This window comes from Vreelandella azerica (assembly GCF_013112225.1).
In the GTDB taxonomy this organism is placed as follows: Bacteria; Pseudomonadota; Gammaproteobacteria; order Pseudomonadales; family Halomonadaceae; genus Vreelandella; species Vreelandella azerica.
Genome location: NZ_JABFHI010000001.1, coordinates 93,083 through 114,957, shown reverse-complemented (window position 1 = coordinate 114,957; position 21,875 = coordinate 93,083). Strand labels below are relative to the sequence as shown.

Below are 21,875 nucleotides of genomic sequence, written 5' to 3'. Positions count from 1 at the left end.
TTTGAGCTCGCTTGACGCCTTGCCTATAATCAGTAGGCATTTCCAACATCATAACGCTGCAATCTGGCCACTGGACGCTCATGAACCCTGATCTCGACGCATTGCACCCTTATCCGTTTGAAAAGCTGGCCGCCCTCAAGGCAAGGCTCTCGCCGCCGTCGGATCTGGCACACATTCCACTGACCATTGGCGAGCCGCAGCATGCTCCCTATGCCGCAGCGCTTGAGGCGCTGCATGCCCATCAGGCAGAGTTCGCCCGCTACCCGGCCACCGCCGGCCTGCCAGCCCTGCGTGAGACCATTGCCAGCTGGGCCAGCCAGCGTTTCGGGCTTGAAGGGCTCGACCCGGAATCCCAGGTGTTGCCGGTCAACGGCACCCGGGAAGCCATCTTTGCGTTTGTGCAGACAGCCCTTGACCGCAGCCGCGCCGCCCAGGTGGCCGTCCCTAACCCTTTTTACCAGATCTATGAGGGTGCCACCCTGCTGGCCGGTGGCCAACCGCTGTATCTCGATTGCACTGCGGACAACGGCTTTCGCCCGGATTTCAGTGCGGTTCCTGCGGACACCTGGCGAGACGTCCAGTTAGTGTTTATCTGCTCACCGGGCAACCCGACCGGCGCTGTGACGCCACTGGATGAGTTCAAGCAACTGATTGCCCTTGCTGATGAGCACGACTTTATTATCGCATCGGATGAATGCTACTCAGAACTCTATCTGGATGAAGCCACACCGCCGCCCGGATTGTTACAGGCTTGCGCTGCACTGGGCCGCCATGACTACCAGCGCTGCGTGGTCTTTCATTCGCTTTCCAAGCGCTCCAACCTGCCGGGGCTGCGCTCCGGCTTTGTCGCGGGTGATGCGGATCTGTTGACCCCGTTCAAGCGCTACCGCACCTACCACGGCTGCGCCATGTCACTGCCGCTGCAACACGCCTCGATAGCCGCTTGGCAGGATGAAGCCCATGTACTGGCTAACCGTGAGGCGTATCGCGAGAAATTCGCCGCTGTCACCGCTGAACTCGCGCCTGTCATGGATTTCCCGACACCTGAGGCAAGTTTTTATCTCTGGCCAGCCGTGCCGGGTGGTGATGATATTGCCTTCACCCAGCGCCTGTATGAAGAGATGAACGTTAGCGTCCTGCCCGGCAGCCTGATGGGGCGCCTCGGCCTAAATGGCGTTAACCCTGGCAGTGGCCGGTTGCGCCTGGCGCTGGTGGCGGAAGTCGCCCCCACTCGGGAAGCCGCTAAACGCATTCGCCGCCTGGTGGAACGCGGCTGAGCAGGCAGCCTCGCTGCCCGGATCACTTCCGACTCAATTTGGAGAAGACGCCATGCTGACGCTTTATATCATCAAGAACTGTGATACCTGCCGTAAGGCGCAAAAGGCACTGGACGCCAAAGGCATGCCGTACAAGACCCACGACCTGCGTGACGATGGCCTCTCGGCGGCGCTGCTTGAACATATCCTCCATCGCGTGCCGCTGGTCGAGGCCATTAACAAGCGCAGCAAGACCTGGCGGGAACTGCCTGATGAAGAAAAGGATTACGACGCCAACTCAGCGCGGCAGTTGATCCTCAAGCATCCCACTTTGCTGAAACGCCCTCTGCTGGAAGTCGATGACGACACCATTCTTGTTGGCTACAAGGATGGCGATTACGACAAGCTCTAAACTGACCGGCTCACTTGCTCCACCCTGATCATTTAACTGACACAACCAAGGAAACCACCCTTATGCTGAGCTTTGCGCTTGGAATCGGCACCCAGAACACTCAAGGCGACTGGCTGGAAATTTACTATCCGGCCCCTTTGCTGAACCCGGATGACAGTCTGGTCAAGGCAGCCCAAAAAGCACTTGATGCGCCACAAGGCACATCTGCTATCAGTTTTCTGCCTGAACACTGCGCGTCGCTGACAAAAGCCCTCGAAGCAGCGGGCCATCCAGCCCAGGCAGAGCTTGCCGACTCGCTGAGCGCCAGTCACCGCCCGCTGGTTGCCATGTTTATTGATACCGACCAGCCACCGCAGACAGCGCCTGAGGTGTACCTCAAGCTTCATCTGCTCTCGCACCGTCTGGTCAAGCCTCACGGCCTGGATCTTACCGGCATGTTTGGTCTGCTGCGCAATATTGCCTGGACAAACGAAGGCCCGATCGATATTGAAGAGCTGCCTGCCCGCCGCCTGAGAGCACGCCTTGCTGGCCGCACTCTGTCGGTTGACTGCGTTGACAAATTCCCCAAGATGACCGATTACGTGGTACCGACCGGTATCCGCATTGGCGACACCTCACGGGTGCGCCTGGGCGCCTACCTGGGCGAAGGCACCACAGTGATGCACGAAGGTTTCGTCAACTTCAATGCAGGTGCCGAAGGCCCCGGCATGATTGAAGGGCGCATTTCTGCCGGTGTAATGGTTGGCAAAGGCTCGGACCTGGGCGGTGGCTGCTCCACCATGGGCACCCTTTCCGGTGGCGGCAACATCATCATCAAGGTCGGTGAAGGCTGCCTGATCGGCGCCAACGCCGGCATTGGCATTCCGCTGGGCGACCGCTGCACGGTGGAAGCCGGCCTTTATATTACCGCTGGTGCCAAGGTCACCCTGCTGGATGACCAGAACCAGGAAGTGAATATCGTCGCGGCCCGTGAACTGGCCGGCCAGGATGACCTGCTGCTGCGTCGTAACTCTCAAAACGGCCGGATCGAGTGCCTGACCAACAAGAGCGCTGTGGCATTGAACGAGGCGTTACATGCCCATAACTGAACCGGATGCCCTGTCACCGACGTTGCAGCTGGCGTTTGATCTGCTGCGCCGCCCTTCGGTGACGCCCGATGACGAAGGCTGTCAGGACGTCCTGATCGAGCGCCTGGAGGCGCTCGGTTTTCATATCGAAAGGCTGCCCTTTGGCGATGTCGATAACTTCTGGGCGATGCGCGGCCACCACGGCCCCGTACTGGCGTTTGCCGGGCATACGGATGTCGTACCCAGCGGGCCGTCAACCCATTGGGAGTTTCCGCCTTTTGAGCCGTGCATTGATGACCACGGCATGCTGTGCGGCCGTGGGGCTTCCGATATGAAAGGCAGCCTGGCCGCCATGATCACCGCCGTTGAACATTTTGTTGAGCAGTACCCGGATCATGACGGCCGCATTGCCTTTCTGATCACCTCGGATGAGGAAGGCCCAGCCATTGATGGCACTCGCGCCGTGGTCGAACATCTGCGCGAAACCCACGAACGGCTGGATTACTGCATCGTCGGCGAGCCGTCCTCCACCCGTGAACTGGGCGATATGATCAAGAATGGTCGCCGTGGCTCCCTAGGTGGCGTGCTGCATATCAAGGGCGTGCAAGGCCATGTGGCTTATCCTCACCTGGCCCGCAATCCGATTCATCAGGCTCTGCCCGCCCTGGGTACGCTGGCGAATGAACACTGGGATCACGGTAACGAATTTTTCCCGGCCACCAGCTTTCAGGTCTCCAATATCCGTGCAGGCTCTGGCGCCACCAATGTCATTCCCGGTGACGTCGAGGTGATATTCAACTTCCGTTTTTCTACTGAAGTCACCCATGAGCAACTCCAGGCGCGGACCACCGCTATTCTGGATGCTCATGGGCTTGAGTACAGCCTGGACTGGACGCTTAACGGCGAGCCCTTTCTGACCGCCGAAGGTGCTCTGGTGGATGCTGCCATCCAGGGTGTCGAGGCGGTGACCGGTCGGCGCCCGACACTCTCCACGTCAGGCGGCACCTCTGATGGGCGTTTTATTGCCACCCTCGGTGCCCAGGTAGTGGAACTCGGACCGCTCAATGATACGATCCATAAGGTCAACGAACGTATTCGCGCAGCGGATCTGGATGACCTCAGCCGCATCTATTCAGCAACGCTGGAAGCGCTGTTCGTCAAGGCTGAAAGCCACTCAAAAGGGATTGCATGATGGAGCCGTACCCGGATATCGAAATCTACCTGGCCCAGGCATCGCATGATGCACTGAATGCCTGGCTGGGAGATAGACTCAAGGCCCCACCGCTCTCACCGGCAGGCAAGCAGCGCTGGCGCACTCAAGGCCAATATAACGGGCATAGTGTGCCTATCCTGCTGGTGGAAAAAGCCGCCGACGGCTATGCCAGCCTATGGTTCGATAGCCCGCATATGCCTTGGCACACAGATCAGGAAGCGGCACAGGAAGCCGCCGAAGTATTGCAGTCCGAGGTACGCTGCTCGCTGGGCGGTTGGCATCCGGGTGCTGACCCTGACCGTTTCTGGCAGGTGCTCCCCGGTGGCAAGGAAGGCGCCATTCACTGGCCAGATTCCGGCCGCTAATCATTGCATGACTCCCCCATAAACGCCAACGGCCCCGCAAAGCGAGGCCGTTGAACCGGGTGTTGCCGTTCAGTCAATCAATAATACTGACGTCATCGGCTTGTAAGCCACGATCATTTTCAATCACGTAATAGCGTACAGTCTGCCCTTCCGCGAGCATACGCGGCCCGCGCCCACGAATAGCGCGAAAATGTACAAACACATCCTCGCCATTATCGCGGGTGATAAAGCCATAACCCTTATTGGTGTTGAACCACTTTACCTCACCTTCTTCACGACCATCATTGGGGTCAATGATATCTTCTTGATCGTCGTCATATTGCAGTTCCTCTTCGTCTGGCTCTGACTGCCGCTGAGCAGGTTTGGCCACCTGCGCCACCTCTGGCGTTACCAGCATCGGCGGTGCCAGTGCGGCAGCTCCCAGGGCGCCCAACAGAATGACTATAAAGCTGCCAACGGCAAACGCCAGGTAAATGCTAGCGATACCGCTTACCGCCAGTTCAGACATCCACGACGCTGCAAGCTCCGCATTGAACAGATGCACCATGGCGGCCAGCAGCAAAGGCGCTGGGGCCGCAAGCAAGACACTAATAAAAAAGCAGCGAAAAACAACTTTCGGATTCATAAATATAAAAGGCTCTCTTGTTGTATAGGTAACAGACAAAGGACAATATCTCGTCCAACTACTTACCGCTGCATGCTTGCAGCGGTCATACTTTTACAAGAGTGCGATGTTACCATGACCGAAACATTATCGCCCGCTGAGCTTTACCAACGAATTGAAACGCTTGAGACCCGCCTGGCCTTCCAGGAAGACTGGCTGGACACACTTGATCACACAGTGGCCCAACAGGCCAAGCGCCTGGATAAACTTGAACGCATCAGCGACCTGATGCGCCAACGTCTGCATGAACAACAAAAAGGCCAGCAAACCGATAACGAAACCGCGCTATCCCGCCCTGAAGACGAGATACCGCCGCATTATTGACACTTATTAGCACTTGGCTGCTGGATGTATCAGTTCACCACACTGGCAGGGTCAACACTCTCAAGGCCAAAGGCTTTGGCAACCGCCTGATAGGTGACCTTGCCAGCGTGGACATTCAGCCCCGGCAGGAAATGCGGGTCATCACGCAGCGCCTGCTGCCAGCCTTTATCCGCCAGCGCCAGCACAAAAGGCAGGGTGGCATTGGTCAACCCCTGAGTGGAGGTACGTGCCACAGCGCCCGGCATATTCGCCACACAGTAATGCACAACGCCATCCACGATGTAGGTCGGCTCGGCATGGGTGGTGGGCTTGCTGGTCTCGAAACAGCCGCCCTGGTCAATAGCCACATCGACCAATACGCTGCCTGGCTTCATGATGCCCAGCATTTCACGGCTAATCAGCTTGGGCGCTGCCGCCCGGGAATCAGCACCGCACCAATGATCATATCGGATTCGCGCGCCGCGTAGTCCAACGCATCAGCGGTTGAGTAGACGGTTTGATCCGCCCCTGATAGCGGTCATCCAACACTTCCAGACGCGGCAGTGACTTATCCAGAATGGTCACATCCGCCCCCAGGCCCAGCGCCATACGCGCCGCGTTTTCACCCACAACACCGCCACCAATCACGGTGACTTTTGCTGGTGCCACCCCGGCACGCCGGGCAGCAGAACCCCCGCACCGCCCTGGGCTTTCTCGAGGCTATGGGCACCCGCCTGAACTGCCATACGTCCGGCGACCGTGCTCATTGGCGCCAGCAGCGGCAGACCGCCGCGCGTATCCGTGATGGTTTCGTAAGCGATACAGGTGGCACCGCTTTCCATCAGCCCCTGGGTCAGCGATTCTTCTGCGGCCAGATGCAGGTAAGTAAACAGGGTGTGCTCAGGCTTAAGGCGAGCCACTTCTTCCGGCTGCGGCTCTTTTACCTTCAGGATCAATTCTGCGTTCTGCCACAGTGTTTCAACATCCGCTTCAATGTGCGCACCTGCGGCTTCGTAGTCGGCATCACTAAAACCGGCGCCTTCACCAGCACCCGCCTGAACCACCACCTGATGGCCGCGACCGGATAGCTCGCGAGCACCGGTTGGCGTCAATGCAACACGATACTCGTGGTTCTTGATTTCCTTGGGAACGGCAACCTGCATGATGTTTCTCCTGTGTCGGGTTAGCGTCAATATGGTTATTACAGCACAGGCAGACGCCTTTCTTATACTCAAAACAGGAAAACAAAAAAACGCCTTCACAGGCGCTTTACAGAAGAAAAAACAGCAAATTTTCAAAAAGGGCAGGTGATTTTTTTATAGAGAATCAATCGCGGAAAACCCGCACTCCCAACGCCTTGAGATAGGCAGTTTCGGCAATCGCCGGATGCACAGGATGATCAGGCCCCTGATGACCCTGGAAAATAATCTGGCCATGGCGATCCTGATGACGCACCGAGCCACGCACCACGTCAACCAGGCGCTCTGGCGCCAGATGCATGGAGCAGGAAGCTGACAGCAGCAGACCATCCCGGCCCAGCAAACGCATGGCTTCACGATTAAGACGCGCATAGGCGCGTTCGCCGTTGGGAATATCCTTGCGCTTCTTGATAAAGGCGGGCGGGTCGAGCACGACTACATCAAACTGTTCGCCATCTGCCTTGAGCGCTGCCAGGGCATCAAAGGCGTCGGCTTCGGCAATCGCCACCTGCTCGTGAACGCCGTTGAGCTCCGCATTGCGCGCGACCTGCTCCAGTGCCGGGCCGGATGAATCCACACACAGCACCTCACTGGCACCGCTAGCAGCTGCCTGCACGCCCCAACCGCCCACATAGCTGAACACGTCCAGGACACGCTTACCGGCCACATGGCGGTTGAGCCATTCGCGGTTAGCGCGGTGGTCAAAGAACCAGCCGGTTTTCTGGCCATTAAGCACCGGCACCACGAAATGCACGCCATTTTCTTCAATCAGGATTTCGTCAGGCAGCTCGCCTTTGACAACTTCAACCTGAGCCTCAAGGCCTTCCTGGCGGCGCCCACCGGTGTCATTGCGGAACACAATGGCGCTGGGTTTGAGCACTTTTTCCAAGGCATCGACAATCTCTTCACTCATTGCCTGCATACCGGCTGTATTCAGCTGTACAACCAGAATATCGCCAAAGCGGTCAACCACCAGCCCAGGCAACAGGTCGCCTTCGCCATGTACCAAGCGGTAAAAAGGCTTGCTGAAGAGCTGCTCGCGCAGCGCCAGCGCCTGATTGAAACGGTGAATAAACAGTGAACGATCCAGACGCATGGAAGGGTCACGGGACATGATGCGTGCACAAATCAATGAATGCGGGTTCACATAGGCCACACCCAGCGCACGCCCGTTGGCTTCTTCAATGATGGCGGTTTCACCGCCAGTAAAGTTTTTGAGCGGCGTTTCCTTGGTGTCCACTTCGTTGGAGTAGATCCACAAGTGACCGGCTTTCAGGCGGCGTTCAGCGTTTTTGTTCAATCTCAGGCGTTGGGTCACACAATTCTCCAAATAGCGGCTAACGCTGACACAGCGGACAATAAACGCTGGCGCGCTGCCCGAGTGTGATGCGTTTTAACTCTTCGCCACAGCGCCGGCAAGGCTCTCCATGACGACCATAAACATTCAGGCGCTGGGCAAAATAACCCGGCTCCCCCTGACCACTGACAAAATCACGCAAGGTGGTGCCCCCTTGGGTAATCGCTGCTGCCAGCACCTCCTGGGCAGCAGTCGCCAGGCGTTGATAGCGCGCCAACGAAACACGGCCTGCCTCTCGGCGCGGATCGATACCCGCCATGAACAGCGCTTCGGTGGCGTAGATGTTACCCACTCCAACCACTATCTGATTGTCCATCAGAAACGGTTTAACGGCGACACGTTTGCCCCGCGAAAGACGATATAACCGCTGGCCGGTAAAGTCAGGTGACAGTGGTTCGGGCCCCAGGCGTGCCAGGCGTTTATCGCTGTACTCATCCCCTGCCAGCCAATCCACAAAACCGAAGCGGCGCGGGTCGTGATAACGCAGTATATGACCATTGCTGAACACCAGATCAACATGGTCATGTTTTTTGGGCAGATCACCGACTTGGGCGATGCGCAGGCTGCCGGACATCCCTAGATGCCATAGTAGCGTACGCGCTTGCCCGCCGGGTTCCGATTGACCGTTTTCAAGCGGTAGCAGCAGGTATTTGGCACGGCGGCGCAGATTGCCGATATATCTCCCCACCAGACCATCTGCCAGAGCCTCCGGCACGGGAACCCGCAACCGGCCATTACGTACAATCACTTCACTTATCTGCTGATTTTCCACGTAAGGCGCTATACCGCGTCGCGTGGTTTCAACTTCCGGGAGTTCAGGCATGATAGTCGCCACCAACTATTACACTGCAATGACGCACATTGAAAACACGAGCAATCGGCCATGCAAAAACCCGGCGATTAGCCGGGTTCTTAACAGGCAAACTCGCCTGCGGTGAAAGCCGATCAGTGTGCCAGAGGCTTACTTGATCTTGGCTTCCTTATACATCACATGCTTGCGTACGACCGGATCGTATTTCTTGAATTCAAACTTGTCCGGTGTATTACGCTTGTTCTTGTCAGTGGTGTAGAAGTGACCAGTACCGGCACTTGACACCAACTTGATCTTATCGCGCATGGTCTTACTCTCCCAATAGGATGCCTGGCTTGGCTTGAATAGCCCTTAGCCAGTATTAGATAGCTTCGCCGCGCTTGCGGATGTCTTCCAGAACTGTCTCGATACCGCGCTTATCAATGATACGCATACCCTTGGAGGAAACGCGCAGCTTGACGAAGCGGTTTTGAGATTCCACCCAGAAACGATGGGTGTGCAGGTTCGGTAAGAAACGACGACGCGTCTTACGCTGGGAGTGAGATACATTGTTACCGGATACCGGGCGCTTGCCGGTAACCTGACATACTTTGGACATGATAGCCTCCAACCGCTTGGCGAGTTGTTCAAAACTGTCGGGCAAACCGGAGCAGAGAAGCAGTCGGCGGATGCATATTGCCGGATATTTCCCAAGCCCGTTATTCAACCCAAGTTCAAAGGTGGCATTTTATACCAGAAGACTTTGCAGGCAGCAAGCAAAACTGCCAGAAAAGACCTAAAAGATGCCTTGTCGGCGTCTTCCGGACTCTGGCTGGTTTCCCGCGCTGCCCCGAAAAATAACTGGAAATACGAGGTTCAAAGATGGGCAGCCAAAATAACAAGGGGCATTGACCGCATTATCGGTGCCAATCTTTAAAGGCCGCATATGATCCCACAACTTGGCGTCTATATCCAGCCACGCTCAGCAAAGGAGACCACTTCACCGTCCCCGACAACAAAATGGTCAAGCACGCGAATATCAAACAGACCAAGGGCATCTTTAAGGCGATCCGTTATCCGGCGATCCGCATCACTGGGCTCGGCCACGCCAGACGGATGGTTGTGGGCTAGAATCAGCGCGCCAGCCCCCAGCTCCAGCGCCCGCTTGGCAACATCCCGAGGGTAAACCGAGGCGCTATCGAGAGTGCCACGAAACAGGGATTCATAACGAATGATGCGGTGCTGAGTATCCAGAAACAGCACGGCAAATTCTTCATGGCCCAGATGACGCAACTGGGAGGTCAGGTAATGGCGCACCAGAGCAGGTGAAGTCAGTGCATTGCCCCGTGCAAGCTGGCTGGCCAGATGGCGGCGGGAAAGTTCCAGCGTGGCCTGCAGCTGGGCATATTTGGCGCTGCCCAGGCCTCGGGCAGCACAGAAGGCGACCTGGTCCGCCTCCATCAGAGGGCGCAGTCCACCAAAGCTGGTCAGCAGATCCCGCGCCAGATCCACGGCTGAACGCCCTTTCACTCCAACCCGCAGAAAAATTGCCAGCAGCTCGGCATCCGATAGAGTCTGGGGCCCGAAGGCCAGTAATTTTTCACGCGGTCTTTCGCCTTCCGGCCAATGATTGATGCCCATCTGCGTCCCTGCCTAATGGCGTTGTTGATCCTTGTCTCTGAAGCTTAGACATGCCAAAGCAACCCTGCCAGTGGTAAGGTAAGGCCTTTTATAGGCATGGATACAGTCAGCATGGCCATATTGACGGGTAAACGCGTGTTGCTTGGCGTCAGCGGCGGGATTGCAGCCTACAAAAGTGCCCTCATCGTTCGCCTGCTCAAGCAGGCAGGCTGCGATGTGCGCGTGGTGATGACTCAGGGCGCCCAGGCATTTATTACGCCGATGACGCTACAGGCACTTTCTGGCGAAGAAGTGCGCACTTCCCTGCTTGACCCTCAGGCTGAAGCCGGCATGGGTCATATTGAACTGGCCCGCTGGGCAGATCTTATTGTTATTGCCCCGGCAACCGCTGACCTCATGGCGCGCCTGGCCCAGGGCATGGCCGATGATCTCCTCACTACCCTGTGCCTGGCCAGTGACGCACCGCGCCTGATGGCACCCGCCATGAACCAGGCCATGTGGCGCCACCTAGCCACCCAGCGCAACCTGCGCACCTTGAGTGAAGACGGCTGGCAGATGATCGGCCCTGCGGCTGGCGAGCAGGCCTGTGGCGACACCGGGCTTGGCCGCATGAGCGAACCTGAAATCATCGGCGACGCTGTGAGGGCGCACTTTACCCCGCCGCAACCACCAGTTGGCAACGCTCGGCATGTCGTGATTACCGCTGGCCCCACCCGCGAACCGCTCGACCCGGTGCGCTATATTTCCAACCACAGCTCGGGGAAGATGGGCTTTGCCCTGGCCGCCGCCGCCGTTCGCCAAGGCTTGAACGTCACGCTGATCAGCGGGCCGGTTAACCAGCCAACCCCTGAGAAGGTTGAGCGAATTGATATCGAGACTGCCAGCGAAATGGATGCCGCCGCTCAGCGTCTGGCGCCTCAGGCGGACCTGTTCATCGGCTGTGCGGCCGTTGCTGATTACCGCATGGAAGCCCCCTCCGCCCACAAGATCAAGAAAACCGACGATAGCGAGACACTGACCCTGACGCTGGTTAAAAACCCCGATATTATTGCCCGTGTCGCTGCTCTCCCTGCCCCCAAGCGTCCCCTTGTGATCGGCTTTGCAGCCGAAACCCGCGAGGTCGAGCATTACGCCCGCGATAAACTGACCCGCAAAGGGCTGGACATGATTGTTGCCAATGATGTGTCTGCATTGGGGCTAGGCTTTGGCAGTGATGATAACGCAGCCTGGTTGCTATGGCGCAGCCAGGAGGGTACAGAAAGCGAACACCAGCCAGCACAGTCCAAGCAACAGCTGGCGGATGCCATTATCCAGCGGGCACTGCGACTTGCCGATAGTCGCCTGAAAAACCGCTGAGCCTATTTGCGCACCAGAACACTTGCATAAACTGCAGTAACGTACTGAATACCTGGATGAGATTTGAATGACACTGCCGACTGACCTTACCACGCCGCTGCTGCAATGCCGGATTCTTGACGAGCGCATCCGCGACTACCTGCCCTCCTATGCCACTGAGGGCTCGGCGGGCATGGACTTACACGCCCTGCTGGATGCTCCACTGACCCTGGCACCCGGCGACTGCCAACTGGTACGCACCGGGCTCGCCATCCATATCAGCTCTCCGCAGCTTGCCGGCATGATCCTGCCCCGCTCTGGGCTTGGGCATAAGCATGGCATCGTGCTGGGTAACCTCGTCGGGCTGATCGATTCAGACTATCAGGGAGAGCTGATGGTCTCGGTGTGGAACCGTGGCCAGCAGGCCTTTACGCTTGAGCCCTTCGAACGGCTGGCACAGTATGTGATCGTGCCCGTCGTACAGGCGCAACTGCAGATTGTGGAACAATTCGACGACTCAGCTCGTGGCACGGGCGGCTTTGGCAGCACCGGTAGCCGTTGAGTGTCTGAGTAGCGCCTGGCCGCCACTGATGACTACCCCTGATTAAAAACGCTTTCAACTTGTGACCTTCACTGACAGGACTGATGATGACCACCACCTCACTTCCCGCTTCTATTTTTCGCGCTTATGACATTCGCGGCATTGTTGACGACACCCTGACCGAAGCCGGTGTCGAGCAGATCGGCCAGGCGATTGGCAGCGAAGCTGCTGCACGCGGTGAGTCCACGGTGGTGGTTGCCCGTGATGGCCGCCTTTCTGGCGAGCGCCTGCAGGGTGCGCTGATCCGAGGCCTGACCGCTGCAGGCCAGAACGTGGTCAACATCGGCATGGTGCCCACCCCTGTGCTGTATTTTGCCACCCATATTCTTGAGAGCACCGCTTCCGGCGTCATGGTGACTGGCAGCCATAACCCGCCTGATTACAACGGCTTCAAGATTGTTCTGGGTGGCGAAACGCTTTCTGGTGAAGCGATTAGCGCCCTGTATCAGCGCATCGTCGACAATCAGCTGGCAAGCGGCCAGGGTGAAGTGCGCGAAGAAGATGTCCGCGAACGCTATCTTGAACGAGTTATCGGTGACATCAAGGTCAAGCGCCCTCTCAAGGCAGTGGTGGACTGCGGCAATGGCGTCGCTGGCGAAATGGGGCCGCAACTAATCGAGCGCCTGGGCGTTGAAACCCTGCCCCTGTTTGCCGAGATCGACGGCACTTTCCCCAACCATCACCCTGATCCGGGCAAGCCTGAAAACCTCAAGGACCTGATTGCCAAGGTCAAGGAAACCAACGCCGATATCGGCCTGGCCTTTGATGGTGATGGCGACCGCCTGGGCGTTATTACCCCCAGCGGCAAACTGATTTACCCGGATCATCTACTGATGGCCTTTGCCACTGACATGCTGTCCCGCAATGCCGGTGCCAAGGTGATTTTTGACGTCAAGTGCACGGGTAACCTGACGCCAGTGATTGAGCAGGCCGGCGGCGAACCGGAAATGTGGCGTACCGGCCACTCTTTGATCAAGGCGCGGATGAAAGAGACCGGCGCCCAGCTGGCAGGCGAAATGAGCGGGCATATCTTCTTCAAGGAGCGCTGGTACGGCTTCGACGATGGCATGTATGCCGCTGCGCGTCTGCTGGAGATCCTCGCGGGTCAACCGGACGACGCCGACAGCTATTTTGCCAGCTTCCCGCTGGATATGGGCACACCAGAAATCAATATCACGGTTACCGATGACAACAAGTTTGCTCTGGTCGACAAACTGGCCCGCGAAGGGGATTTCGGCGACGGCATCAAAACCACCCTGGACGGCATTCGCGTTGACTATCCGGACGGCTGGGGGCTTTGCCGCGCATCCAACACCACGCCGATGCTGGTGCTGCGCTTTGAGGGCAAGAATGCCGAAGCACTGGCGCGCATTCAGGCCAGTTTCGCGGCGGCTCTGCGCCAGGTAGACCCCAGCCTTGCATTGCCGACCGAGTAACGCTTTTGCCCATTGGATTACGCGAGGAAAACGCCATGCAATCAAGCCGCGACCCCCAAGTCGTTGTGGAAGTCCTTTCCGAGGCACTTCCCTACATCCAGCAGTTCTCAGGCAAGACAGTGGTGGTCAAGTACGGCGGTAACGCTATGACGGAAACCGCCCTGATCGATTCCTTTGCCCGCAACATTGTGCTGATGAAGGAAGTCGGCATTAACCCGGTCGTCGTTCACGGCGGCGGGCCCCAGATTGGTGATTTATTGGCCAAGCTGAACATTGAATCCCGCTTCGTCAATGGCATGCGGGTAACCGATGCGCGCACCATGGACGTGGTGGAAATGGTACTGGGTGGGCTGGTCAACAAGAGCATTGTCAACCTGATCAACCAGAGTGGCGGCAAGGCCATTGGCCTGACCGGCAAGGACGGCGCCCAAATTCGCGCCCGTCAGCTGAAGGTCGAGCATCAGAGCCCCGAAATGACCGCTCCGGAAATTATCGATATCGGCCACGTCGGCGAGGTGGAGTCGATTTCCACCGATCTGATCGAGATGCTCGCTGCCCGGGATTTTATTCCGGTAATCGCCCCTATCGGCGTCGATCAGGCAGGCAATAGCTACAATATCAATGCCGACCTGGTAGCTGGCAAGATTGCCGAAGCGCTTAACGCTGAAAAGCTGATGCTGCTGACCAATGTCGCCGGCTTGATGAACAGCGAAGGCGAGGTGCTGACTGGGCTAAGTACCGCTCAGGTGGATGGCCTGATTGCCGATGGCACCATTCACGGCGGCATGCTGCCCAAGATTCGCTGTGCCCTGGAAGCAGTCAAGGGCGGCGTCAACAGCGCCCACATTATCGATGGCCGCGTTCCCCACGCCGTTTTACTGGAAATTTTCACCAACGCCGGGGTGGGTACACTGATTACTGACGCAAGCTAACGCAAGGAGGCAGCCCATGGGGCGTGACTCAACACTGGATCGTCGCCAGCAGATTCTGCAGGCATTGGCATTAATGCTGGAAGAAGATAGCGGGAAACGCATTACTACCGCCGCACTGGCACGCCAGGTGGGCGTGTCGGAAGCAGCGCTTTACCGCCACTTCCCCAGCAAGGCGCGTATGTACGAAGGCCTGATCGAGTTTATCGAGGAAAGCCTGTTTACCCGAATCACCCGGATTCTGGATGACGTACCTGATGCCATGGGCCGCTGCGCCAGGATTCTTACCTTGGTGCTCGCCTTTGCCGAAAAAAACCCCGGCCTTGCCCGCGTCATGCACGGTGATGTCCTGACCGGTGAAACCGCCCGGCTGCGCCAGCGAGTGCACCAACTGTTTGAGCGCCTGGAACTGCAGCTTAAACAGGTGCTGCGCGAAGCTGAAGTCAATCAGGGCCAGCGAACGACCATCACCACGACAGCGGCTGCCAACCTGCTAGTGGCTCAGGCTGAAGGCCATATCGCCCAATATGTACGCAGCGATTTCAAGCGCTTGCCTACCGAACATTGGGAAGATCAGTGGGCGCTGGTAGCTGGATCACTACTAAGAGAGACGCCAACTCCCGCTTGAACGTTACCAAAACAAAAACCCCGAAGCCTCAAAGACCTCGGGGTTTTGTTGTATCTGGATACCGCATTCGTTAGACGCTATCAGGCCGCCAACGAGTCACCCATTTTTTCACGCAGCTTTTTCATGGCGTTCTTCTCAAGCTGGCGAATACGCTCGGCGCTGACGCCATAGACATCCGCCAAGTCATGCAGCGTTGCCTTGTCCTCCGACAGCCAGCGACGCTGGAGGATATCGCGAGAACGTTCATCCAGCCCTTCCAGCGCGCCCATCAACAGATGCGTGGAATTCTGCTCGTAATCAGTGTATTCAAGCTGGGTAGCCGGGTCAGAGTCAGCATCGTCAAGGTACTGCGCTGGCGACTGATAAACGCTGTCTTCATCATCACTGGGCGAGGCATCAAACCCTGCGTCAAATGAAGAAAGACGCCCTTCCATATCGCGAACTACTTCCGGCTTGACATCCAGGTCTGCGGCAATCGCATCGACTTCGTCATTATTCAACCAGGCCAGGCGCTTCTTGGCACTGCGCAGATTGAAGAACAGTTTACGCTGAGCTTTGGTGGTGGCAATTTTAACGATACGCCAGTTACGCAGTACAAATTCGTGAATTTCCGCCTTGATCCAATGAACGGCAAACGACACCAAGCGTACACCTTGGTGAGGATCAAAACGCTTGACCGCCTTCATCAGGCCGACATTGCCTTCCTGGATCAAGTCTGCCTGGGGCAGCCCATAGCCAGAATAACTGCGGGCAATATGTACCACAAAACGCAGGTGCGAAAGCACCAGACGACGAGCAGCCTCAAGATCGCCTTCATTATGCAGGCGGAACGCTAGGTCGCGCTCTTCTTCAGCGCTCAGCACCGCAATGCTGTTAACCGCCTTGATGTAGCCGCCCAGATCATGACCTGGTGATAGCTGTCCCACCGGTAGAAGACTGTTGCTCATGTGCAGATGGTCTCCCTAGAAATAACCATTATGGCTTATAAACTTATGACACTTTCTAGCAGTAAATAGTTCAACTCGCAAAGCCTGAAATCTGCAAATTCTGACATTCTGACCCTACCGCTGTTGAACAGAAGCTGTTGATCAGAAGATAGCGCTATTCTGGCTTGATGCTGGAAAGGTGGCGGGATACTGCCAGCCAAGCACCCAACCAGCCAAATAGTGTACTGCAAAACAGCAAAATTGTAGAGCCGCCGAGCCCTAAAGAAGGCATCGTGAAATCCGCTCCGTAGCTTTGCGCCAGCGAGGTGACCGGTAGCGCCAACCACTGGCCGCCCAGCCCCAGCAGCAACAGCGCCAACACACCGCCACCCAATCCGTACCAGGCACCGCTATACAAGAAAGGGCGACGCACAAAGGCATGGGTAGCACCAATCAGCATGACGACTTCAATTTCCCGCCGTCGGCTTTCTACGGCCAGGCGGATGGTATTACCCACAATCAGCAGCACACCCAAGCCAAACAGAACCCCTAGCCCCAGCGCAATTCGGTTACCCAGCTCGGTAATCTGGCGAAGCCGCTCCACCCAGGCCAGATCGAGACGTACTTCGTCCACACCGGCCATACCGGCAAAATAGTCTGCCGTGGCTTGCATCGTCTGTGGCGACACATCGTCCGGGTGCACCACTATGCTAAATGGCAAGGGGTTTTCATCAAGACCAACCAGGGTGTCATCCAGGCCCAGAGACTGCTGCAGCTCCTGCAGGCCTTCATCGGCATCAATCAGGCGCGTCTCGATGACTTCCGGCTGCGCCATCACTGCCTGATGAATACGCTCTGCCTCAGCGCTATCCACCGTCGAGTCCAGGTAGACCGTCAAGGTAGCACTTTGGGTCAATTCAGCATCCAGGCCACGCACGCTATCAAGGGTTAGCCACAGGCCTGCGGGCAACATCAGCGCTATGGCAATCGCCAGCATCGTCAAAAGGCTACCCAGGGGATGGCGCAGTAGACGGCGCAGGCTGTCAATGGCCATGGCGCGATGATGCAGCTTCCAGGATTCAAGGCGGCTGGAAAAACGCGATTGCTGGGTGCGCGCACCGCGACGTTGAGGAGGTGGAGTGGATGTCATTGAATCCCCTCGTCGGCGACCAGTCGACCTTCATGCAGGCGCAGCATACGGTGGCGCAAACGGGCAATCAGCGCCAGGTCATGGCTGGCGACCATGACGGTGGTACCAATCCGGTTGAAGTCCTCGAACAGCGCCATGATGTCAGCAGATAATTGAGGATCAAGGTTCCCGGTCGGCTCATCAGCCAGCAGCAGTGCGGGCTTGTTGACTACCGCACGGGCAATGCCCACGCGCTGCTGTTCACCACCGGATAGCTCAATCGGCAGGGCTTTTTCACGGTGCAGCAGGCCGACTTTATCCAGGGCAGCCCGGGTGCGCCGTGCTGCATCACGCGGCTCCATCCCCTGAATTTCCAGAGGCAGGGCGACGTTGTGAAAAATGGAACGGTCAAACAGCAGCTGGTGATCCTGGAAGACCACGCCAATCTGGCGCCGATAAAAAGGGATCATGCTCGAATGCAGTTTCGCCAGGTCGTGCCCGGCAACTACCACGCGTCCACGGCTGGGTTTTTCGAGGCGCATGATAAGGCGTAGAAGCGAACTCTTGCCAGCACCGGAGTGGCCGGTGAGAAACACCATTTCCCCACGGTCAACGCGAAAATTCAGGTGCGCCAACGCTTCAAAGCGCCCTCCATAGCGCTTGGCTACATGCTCGAAGTCGATCATGTGCGTTCATTTTCACTCTGGCGATCAAACAGGGCGCCGATAAAATCATTCGCCGCAAAGGGGCGCAGGTCATCCAGTCCTTCGCCTACGCCGATAAACCGAATCGGTGTTTCAAGCTGCTTGGCCAGGGCAAAAATAATTCCGCCCTTGGCCGTACCATCCAGCTTGGTCAGGGTAATCCCGGTCACCGGCACGGCTTCATTAAACGTGCTGGCCTGTGCGATGGCATTCTGGCCAGTACCTGCGTCAAGCACCAGCATGACTTCATGGGGTGCATTTGAATCAATCTTTGTCATCACTCGATGGACCTTTTTCAACTCTTCCATAAGATGGCCCTTATTATGCAGACGTCCCGCCGTGTCTGCGATAAGCACATCAACGCCACGTGCCTTGGCGGCAGCGACTGCATCATAAATCACTGAAGCACTGTCTGCACCTGTATGCTGAGCAATTACCGGCACACTGTTGCGCTCCCCCAGACTTTCAACTGCTCCACCGCCGCCGCACGAAAGGTATCCCCGGCGGCCAGCATGACGCTTTTGCCTTCACGCTGAAAACGCTGGGTCAGCTTGCCAATGGTGGTGGTCTTGCCAACACCATTGACCCCTACCACCAGAATGACAAAGGGGCCATCGCCTTCCTTTTCAAAGGTCAGAGGCTTGGCGACCGGCTCCAGCATGGCGCCAAGCTCTTCCTGCAAGCCGCGATACAAGGCTTCCGGGTTGTTAAGCTCTTTGCGTGACACACGCGCTTCCAGGCGTTCAATGATCTCAGTGGTGGCCTCGATACCGACATCTGCCATTAACAGCTGGGTTTCCAGATCCTCAAGCAGCTCATCATCAATCTGCTTCTTGCCCAGAAACAGATCGGCGATGCCATCAGTCAGGTTGGCACGAGTTTTCCCCAAGCCTGCCCTAATGCGCGAAAACCAGCCTTTTTCTCAGCGGCCCTGGGCTTTTCCTGTAGCGCCGCAGGAGGCAGCGATACAGGCTCTGGCTCACTCACCGGCTCAGCGTCTGGCAACTTCCCCTCAGGCATAACCGGGCTTTCAGCGGCTTCCTGTGCCTGGGCCAGCGGCTCTTCTGGTTGGGATGAGGGGAGGCTGTCAGTGTCCTCGTGATACTCCTGAACATCCTCTTCGTCAGAGCGGTTATCAAGCTCCTGCTCAGAGGTCTGACCCACCGCTTCCTGCTGTTTCTTACGTTTTAAAAAACCGAACATGGCTATCATCCGCGAAAAAAGTGAACATTACTGCCATCCTACCACCCTGCACCAAGACTTTGGATACACAGCCCGCTACAATCTGATCATGAAAAGAAAACGCTCAACCCCCTCTGCACGCGCCAATGCCAAGCTATCATCGGTGGTGGCAAGCTGCGCATTATTGGCGGTGACTACCGCCGCCGTCAGCTACCCGTACTCAATAGCCCGGGGCTACGCCCGACCCCTGATCGCATACGTGAAACCCTGTTTAACTGGCTTGGCCAGTCTCTGTATGCCCAGCGCGGACTGGATTTGTTTGCTGGCACCGGGTCCCTTGGTATAGAGGCACTTTCCCGTGGTGCCAGTGACCTTGTGTTTGTTGAACGGGCGCGTAGGGTCGCCGATCAGATCAGCGCCAACCTGGCAACTCTGGGTGCTGAACACGGGCAAGTGCTCAACGTCGACGTGGATACATACCTGGCCCAGCCGGGAAGCCCTTTTGATCTGGCCTTTCTGGATCCCCCTTTCATCAAGGGTTGGCCGAGCCCTGCTGCGCGATGCTGGAAGCCAACGGTTGGCTTGCCGCCAACGCCATGATTTACCTGGAATGTGAAGTTTTATTAACCCCTGAAACACCTGCCAACTGGTCGCTTTACCGAGAAACCCGCGCTGGCGATACCGTGGCCAGACTTTATCAGCGCGCACCCCGTTGAGCATGGAGATAATTTACGCCATCTTAACGCTTGTCGCGCCAGGCGCGTAACGATACGCTTGACCAATCAATCAACTCACAAGAGTCCCAAGGAGAAGTCAATGAGCCAGGAACTGTTCAACCAGCTCGATCAAAAAGTCGCTGCCACCGTAGAAGCACTGGAGCTGATGAAGCTGGAAAACGAGGAGCTGCGCGAAGAAAACCAGCGCCTCAAGCAGGAGCGTGAGGAGTGGGAACAACGCCTGACCGGCCTGCTTAGCAAGTTTGACGATATGACAGAAAGCGCTGCCACACCCTAACGCAACTGCCACTGGGTCAGCTGCGTAACCCTCGCGACATCAGTAGCGCATCGTCTCGTCCGGCAGTGCCCTCCACTGCCGGATAATATTCTTTACGGCGTCCATCAAGGGTAAAACCGAAAGCCTGATACAGCCTGATGGCCGGGTCATTGGTTTCTCTGACCTCCAGTAACAGCCGTTCACTGCCAGCCTGAGTGGCAACGTCAATCAGCGCTTGCATCAGCAAACCGGCAATCCCATGACGCCGCCAGCCTGGCAGAACGCCAATGGCTTCAATTTCGGCGTCAAAAGGTCCGATGGCCACAATGGCATAGCCAATAAGCACCCTTGCCTCTTGTTTACCTGCATCCTGCCAGGCGCCCAGCACTCTGATAGCTGGCGCTTTCAGCGCCGATGTCAGAGCGGCAGGGCGCATACCACTGGCAGCGGCAGCTTCCAGTTCAAGCAGTGCTTCAAGATGATTATTGGATAAGGGCTTGATTTCCAGCATTTTGTCAGGCGCCAAGCGCTTGGCGCAGGTCAAGCAGCCTGGGCAGCAACCGGCGCTTGGCATCGGCGCTTTGAGCCAGTTCATCCAACGTAGCCCCCTGCCAGACAGGCAAGCCAAGCGTCTGACTCTGCCCATTCTCCAGGTTGAGCAGCGCCGCAAGGGGGATGCCTGTAGTTCCCCCACCACAAAACACGCTCCAACTGCCAACCATTACGCCGTGCTGTACCACTGATAAAAGCATTAAGCCCATCGCGAGCTTCTTCCAGCGGATCATCCGGCTGGGGGCCATTGGCCATCGGCGGCCAGCTGAAGGTCATCACATTGAGTGAAGAGGATGGCATCCCGGCAATAACGCCCAACAGGTTATTCAGCAATGCCTGTTCGGTGCGTTCAATCTCGCCTGGCATCAGGTTCAACCAGCGTCCTTCAATGCAGCAGGATGACAGGGTGAATACCAACGGCTCAGGTTTCGTGCTCGGCGCACTTGCCAGCGTGCTGTTTTGCGCTTCAGCATCAGGCGCTGATTTTCTAGGCGTTGCCTCTGCTGGCGGATGCTCTTGCGGGGTATTGGCCTCTTCCTCAGCTGTGCCACCTAACAGTGACCGCAGGGCCTGGGGCGACGAGGAAGAATCTGAGGACGCCTGAACCGGCGCCTCATCTACGTCATAAGGCGTCTGGTGTGCCTGGCGCTGGGCTGCTGCGGCCTGCTGGGCATCATCCAGCAGCGCATGCAGTCGCTGGCTGGGCGTGACACGCTGGGGTACTACGTCCTCCCATTCACAGGCGGGCGTTTCAAGCGCATGGGGTAACTGATAGCGGGATGCCCAGGTGGTAATACCCATGGCATCCAGGTACTGCCGTCGAATGACTTCGGCGTTCACTGACCGCCGCCCTGGCAATTGGGTGAATCGGGACGCTCCCCTCCACGGGCCAGCCATTCTTCAGGCGTATACAGGTGCAGTGCCAGCGCATGCACCGGACCGGAAAGCTCATCGGCCAGCAAGGCATACATCTGCTGGTGGCGCTTGACCGGCATCAGCCCTTCAAAGCGGCTGCTCACCAGGGTGACCTTGAAATGGGTCTCTGAATTGGCAGGTACATTGTGCCGATGGCTTTCGTTTTCTACCTGTACCACCACCGGTTCAAGTGTCGCGAGTTTGTGCTCGATCTGCGTTTGTAGCGACATGACCTTCTCCTGTGCTTAAAAGCTGTCTTGGCGTTTTGACAATTATAC

Annotated in this window: 25 protein-coding genes and 3 pseudogenes; 14 read left to right on the top strand and 14 right to left on the bottom strand. The window is 57.2% G+C overall.

The window, feature by feature from the left end; genetic code table 11:
• Positions 1 to 80 precede the first annotated feature (80 nt).
• The 5 genes from dapC (at position 81) to HLB35_RS00570 (ending at position 4,313) form a co-directional block, all read left to right on the top strand.
• Positions 81 to 1,277, top strand: coding sequence for a succinyldiaminopimelate transaminase (gene dapC, locus HLB35_RS00590; RefSeq protein WP_171701125.1), 1,197 nt, complete (start codon positions 81 to 83; stop codon positions 1,275 to 1,277).
• Between the two features lie 52 nt (positions 1,278 to 1,329).
• A complete protein-coding gene (locus tag HLB35_RS00585; protein WP_171701124.1) occupies positions 1,330 to 1,668 on the top strand; it encodes a Spx/MgsR family RNA polymerase-binding regulatory protein in 339 nt (112 codons plus the stop codon).
• A gap of 62 nt (positions 1,669 to 1,730) precedes the next feature.
• Entirely contained in the window at positions 1,731 to 2,756 is a 1,026-nt protein-coding gene (dapD, locus tag HLB35_RS00580; RefSeq protein ID WP_171701123.1) for a 2,3,4,5-tetrahydropyridine-2,6-dicarboxylate N-succinyltransferase, read from the top strand.
• Positions 2,743 to 3,927: a succinyl-diaminopimelate desuccinylase gene (gene dapE / locus HLB35_RS00575; protein ID WP_171701122.1), complete on the top strand. Its 1,185-nt coding sequence runs from the start codon at positions 2,743 to 2,745 to the stop codon at positions 3,925 to 3,927. Before dapD ends, dapE begins: the two co-directional genes overlap by 14 nt.
• Positions 3,924 to 4,313, top strand: a complete 390-nt coding sequence (locus HLB35_RS00570) for a hypothetical protein (protein ID WP_171701121.1) — start codon at positions 3,924 to 3,926, stop codon at positions 4,311 to 4,313. Before dapE ends, HLB35_RS00570 begins: the two co-directional genes overlap by 4 nt.
• 73 nt (positions 4,314 to 4,386) lie before the next feature.
• On the opposite strand, the gene HLB35_RS18030 is transcribed toward HLB35_RS00570, so the two are convergent.
• On the bottom strand, positions 4,387 to 4,938 hold the full coding sequence (locus tag HLB35_RS18030) for a cold-shock protein (protein WP_171701120.1): 552 nt from the start codon (positions 4,936 to 4,938) through the stop codon (positions 4,387 to 4,389).
• A 114-nt stretch (positions 4,939 to 5,052) separates the two neighbouring features.
• Here HLB35_RS18030 and HLB35_RS00560 point away from each other — a divergent pair, with 114 nt between their 5' ends.
• On the top strand, positions 5,053 to 5,301 hold the full coding sequence (locus tag HLB35_RS00560; protein WP_171701119.1) for a SlyX family protein: 249 nt from the start codon (positions 5,053 to 5,055) through the stop codon (positions 5,299 to 5,301).
• A 29-nt stretch (positions 5,302 to 5,330) separates the two neighbouring features.
• Here HLB35_RS00560 and ald read toward each other — a convergent pair.
• From ald to rpmB, 5 genes and pseudogenes are all read right to left on the bottom strand, one after another.
• Positions 5,331 to 6,443: pseudogene (gene ald / locus HLB35_RS17770) on the bottom strand (alanine dehydrogenase).
• Between the two features lie 163 nt (positions 6,444 to 6,606).
• Positions 6,607 to 7,797: a class I SAM-dependent rRNA methyltransferase gene (locus HLB35_RS00550; protein WP_171701118.1), complete on the bottom strand. Its 1,191-nt coding sequence runs from the start codon at positions 7,795 to 7,797 to the stop codon at positions 6,607 to 6,609.
• Positions 7,798 to 7,816: 19 nt separating this feature from the next.
• Positions 7,817 to 8,659: a bifunctional DNA-formamidopyrimidine glycosylase/DNA-(apurinic or apyrimidinic site) lyase gene (gene mutM / locus HLB35_RS00545; RefSeq protein WP_171701117.1), complete on the bottom strand. Its 843-nt coding sequence runs from the start codon at positions 8,657 to 8,659 to the stop codon at positions 7,817 to 7,819.
• Between the two features lie 138 nt (positions 8,660 to 8,797).
• A complete protein-coding gene (gene rpmG / locus HLB35_RS00540) occupies positions 8,798 to 8,953 on the bottom strand; it encodes a 50S ribosomal protein L33 (protein ID WP_027337782.1) in 156 nt (51 codons plus the stop codon).
• Positions 8,954 to 9,008: 55 nt separating this feature from the next.
• Positions 9,009 to 9,245 carry a 50S ribosomal protein L28 gene (rpmB, locus tag HLB35_RS00535; RefSeq protein ID WP_171701116.1) on the bottom strand — a complete coding sequence of 79 codons (237 nt, stop codon included), beginning with the start codon at positions 9,243 to 9,245 and terminating at the stop codon, positions 9,009 to 9,011.
• 24 nt (positions 9,246 to 9,269) lie between these two features.
• Here rpmB and HLB35_RS00530 point away from each other — a divergent pair, with 24 nt between their 5' ends.
• Positions 9,270 to 9,563, top strand: coding sequence for a hypothetical protein (locus tag HLB35_RS00530; RefSeq protein WP_171701115.1), 294 nt, complete (start codon positions 9,270 to 9,272; stop codon positions 9,561 to 9,563).
• A gap of 29 nt (positions 9,564 to 9,592) precedes the next feature.
• Here HLB35_RS00530 and radC read toward each other — a convergent pair whose 3' ends face one another.
• Positions 9,593 to 10,267, bottom strand: a complete 675-nt coding sequence (gene radC / locus HLB35_RS00525) for a RadC family protein (RefSeq protein ID WP_171701114.1) — start codon at positions 10,265 to 10,267, stop codon at positions 9,593 to 9,595.
• A gap of 111 nt (positions 10,268 to 10,378) precedes the next feature.
• Here radC and coaBC point away from each other — a divergent pair, with 111 nt between their 5' ends.
• The 5 genes from coaBC to slmA all read left to right on the top strand — a co-directional run bounded on the left by coaBC (position 10,379) and on the right by slmA (position 15,196).
• Entirely contained in the window at positions 10,379 to 11,623 is a 1,245-nt protein-coding gene (gene coaBC / locus HLB35_RS00520) for a bifunctional phosphopantothenoylcysteine decarboxylase/phosphopantothenate--cysteine ligase CoaBC (protein WP_235936917.1), read from the top strand.
• 67 nt (positions 11,624 to 11,690) lie between these two features.
• Positions 11,691 to 12,164: a dUTP diphosphatase gene (gene dut / locus HLB35_RS00515; RefSeq protein WP_171701112.1), complete on the top strand. Its 474-nt coding sequence runs from the start codon at positions 11,691 to 11,693 to the stop codon at positions 12,162 to 12,164.
• Between the two features lie 86 nt (positions 12,165 to 12,250).
• Entirely contained in the window at positions 12,251 to 13,639 is a 1,389-nt protein-coding gene (locus tag HLB35_RS00510; RefSeq protein WP_171701111.1) for a phosphomannomutase/phosphoglucomutase, read from the top strand.
• A 35-nt stretch (positions 13,640 to 13,674) separates the two neighbouring features.
• Positions 13,675 to 14,571, top strand: coding sequence for an acetylglutamate kinase (argB, locus tag HLB35_RS00505; protein WP_171701110.1), 897 nt, complete (start codon positions 13,675 to 13,677; stop codon positions 14,569 to 14,571).
• 16 nt (positions 14,572 to 14,587) lie between these two features.
• Complete coding sequence (gene slmA, locus HLB35_RS00500) at positions 14,588 to 15,196, top strand: nucleoid occlusion factor SlmA (RefSeq protein WP_171701109.1); 609 nt, start codon at positions 14,588 to 14,590, stop codon at positions 15,194 to 15,196.
• Between the two features lie 80 nt (positions 15,197 to 15,276).
• On the opposite strand, the gene rpoH is transcribed toward slmA, so the two are convergent.
• The 4 genes and pseudogenes from rpoH to ftsY form a co-directional block, all read right to left on the bottom strand.
• On the bottom strand, positions 15,277 to 16,143 hold the full coding sequence (gene rpoH / locus HLB35_RS00495; RefSeq protein WP_171701108.1) for an RNA polymerase sigma factor RpoH: 867 nt from the start codon (positions 16,141 to 16,143) through the stop codon (positions 15,277 to 15,279).
• 154 nt (positions 16,144 to 16,297) lie between these two features.
• Positions 16,298 to 17,272: a permease-like cell division protein FtsX gene (gene ftsX / locus HLB35_RS00490; RefSeq protein ID WP_171701107.1), complete on the bottom strand. Its 975-nt coding sequence runs from the start codon at positions 17,270 to 17,272 to the stop codon at positions 16,298 to 16,300.
• Positions 17,269 to 17,937 (bottom strand): cell division ATP-binding protein FtsE, encoded by a 669-nt coding sequence (gene ftsE, locus HLB35_RS00485; protein ID WP_171701106.1) that lies wholly within the window; start codon positions 17,935 to 17,937, stop codon positions 17,269 to 17,271. The genes ftsX and ftsE overlap by 4 nt, the downstream gene beginning before the upstream one ends.
• Positions 17,934 to 19,158, bottom strand: a pseudogene (gene ftsY, locus HLB35_RS00480) (signal recognition particle-docking protein FtsY). The gene ftsE and the pseudogene ftsY overlap by 4 nt, the downstream one beginning before the upstream one ends.
• A gap of 30 nt (positions 19,159 to 19,188) precedes the next feature.
• On the opposite strand from ftsY, the pseudogene rsmD reads away from it, so the two are divergent.
• Positions 19,189 to 19,853: pseudogene (gene rsmD / locus HLB35_RS00475) on the top strand (16S rRNA (guanine(966)-N(2))-methyltransferase RsmD).
• Positions 19,854 to 19,953: 100 nt separating this feature from the next.
• Positions 19,954 to 20,151 carry a cell division protein ZapB gene (gene zapB / locus HLB35_RS00470; RefSeq protein WP_171701105.1) on the top strand — a complete coding sequence of 66 codons (198 nt, stop codon included), beginning with the start codon at positions 19,954 to 19,956 and terminating at the stop codon, positions 20,149 to 20,151.
• Between the two features lie 16 nt (positions 20,152 to 20,167).
• Here the strand turns inward: zapB and HLB35_RS00465 are convergent, their stop codons facing one another.
• From HLB35_RS00465 to HLB35_RS00455, 3 genes are read right to left on the bottom strand one after another with little or no spacing between them, the layout of a single operon-like run.
• Positions 20,168 to 20,725 (bottom strand): GNAT family N-acetyltransferase, encoded by a 558-nt coding sequence (locus tag HLB35_RS00465; protein ID WP_235936916.1) that lies wholly within the window; start codon positions 20,723 to 20,725, stop codon positions 20,168 to 20,170.
• Entirely contained in the window at positions 20,722 to 21,522 is an 801-nt protein-coding gene (locus HLB35_RS00460; protein ID WP_235936915.1) for a hypothetical protein, read from the bottom strand. The genes HLB35_RS00465 and HLB35_RS00460 overlap by 4 nt, the downstream gene beginning before the upstream one ends.
• Positions 21,519 to 21,827 (bottom strand): BolA family protein, encoded by a 309-nt coding sequence (locus HLB35_RS00455; RefSeq protein ID WP_171701104.1) that lies wholly within the window; start codon positions 21,825 to 21,827, stop codon positions 21,519 to 21,521. The genes HLB35_RS00460 and HLB35_RS00455 overlap by 4 nt, the downstream gene beginning before the upstream one ends.
• Positions 21,828 to 21,875 lie beyond the last annotated feature (48 nt).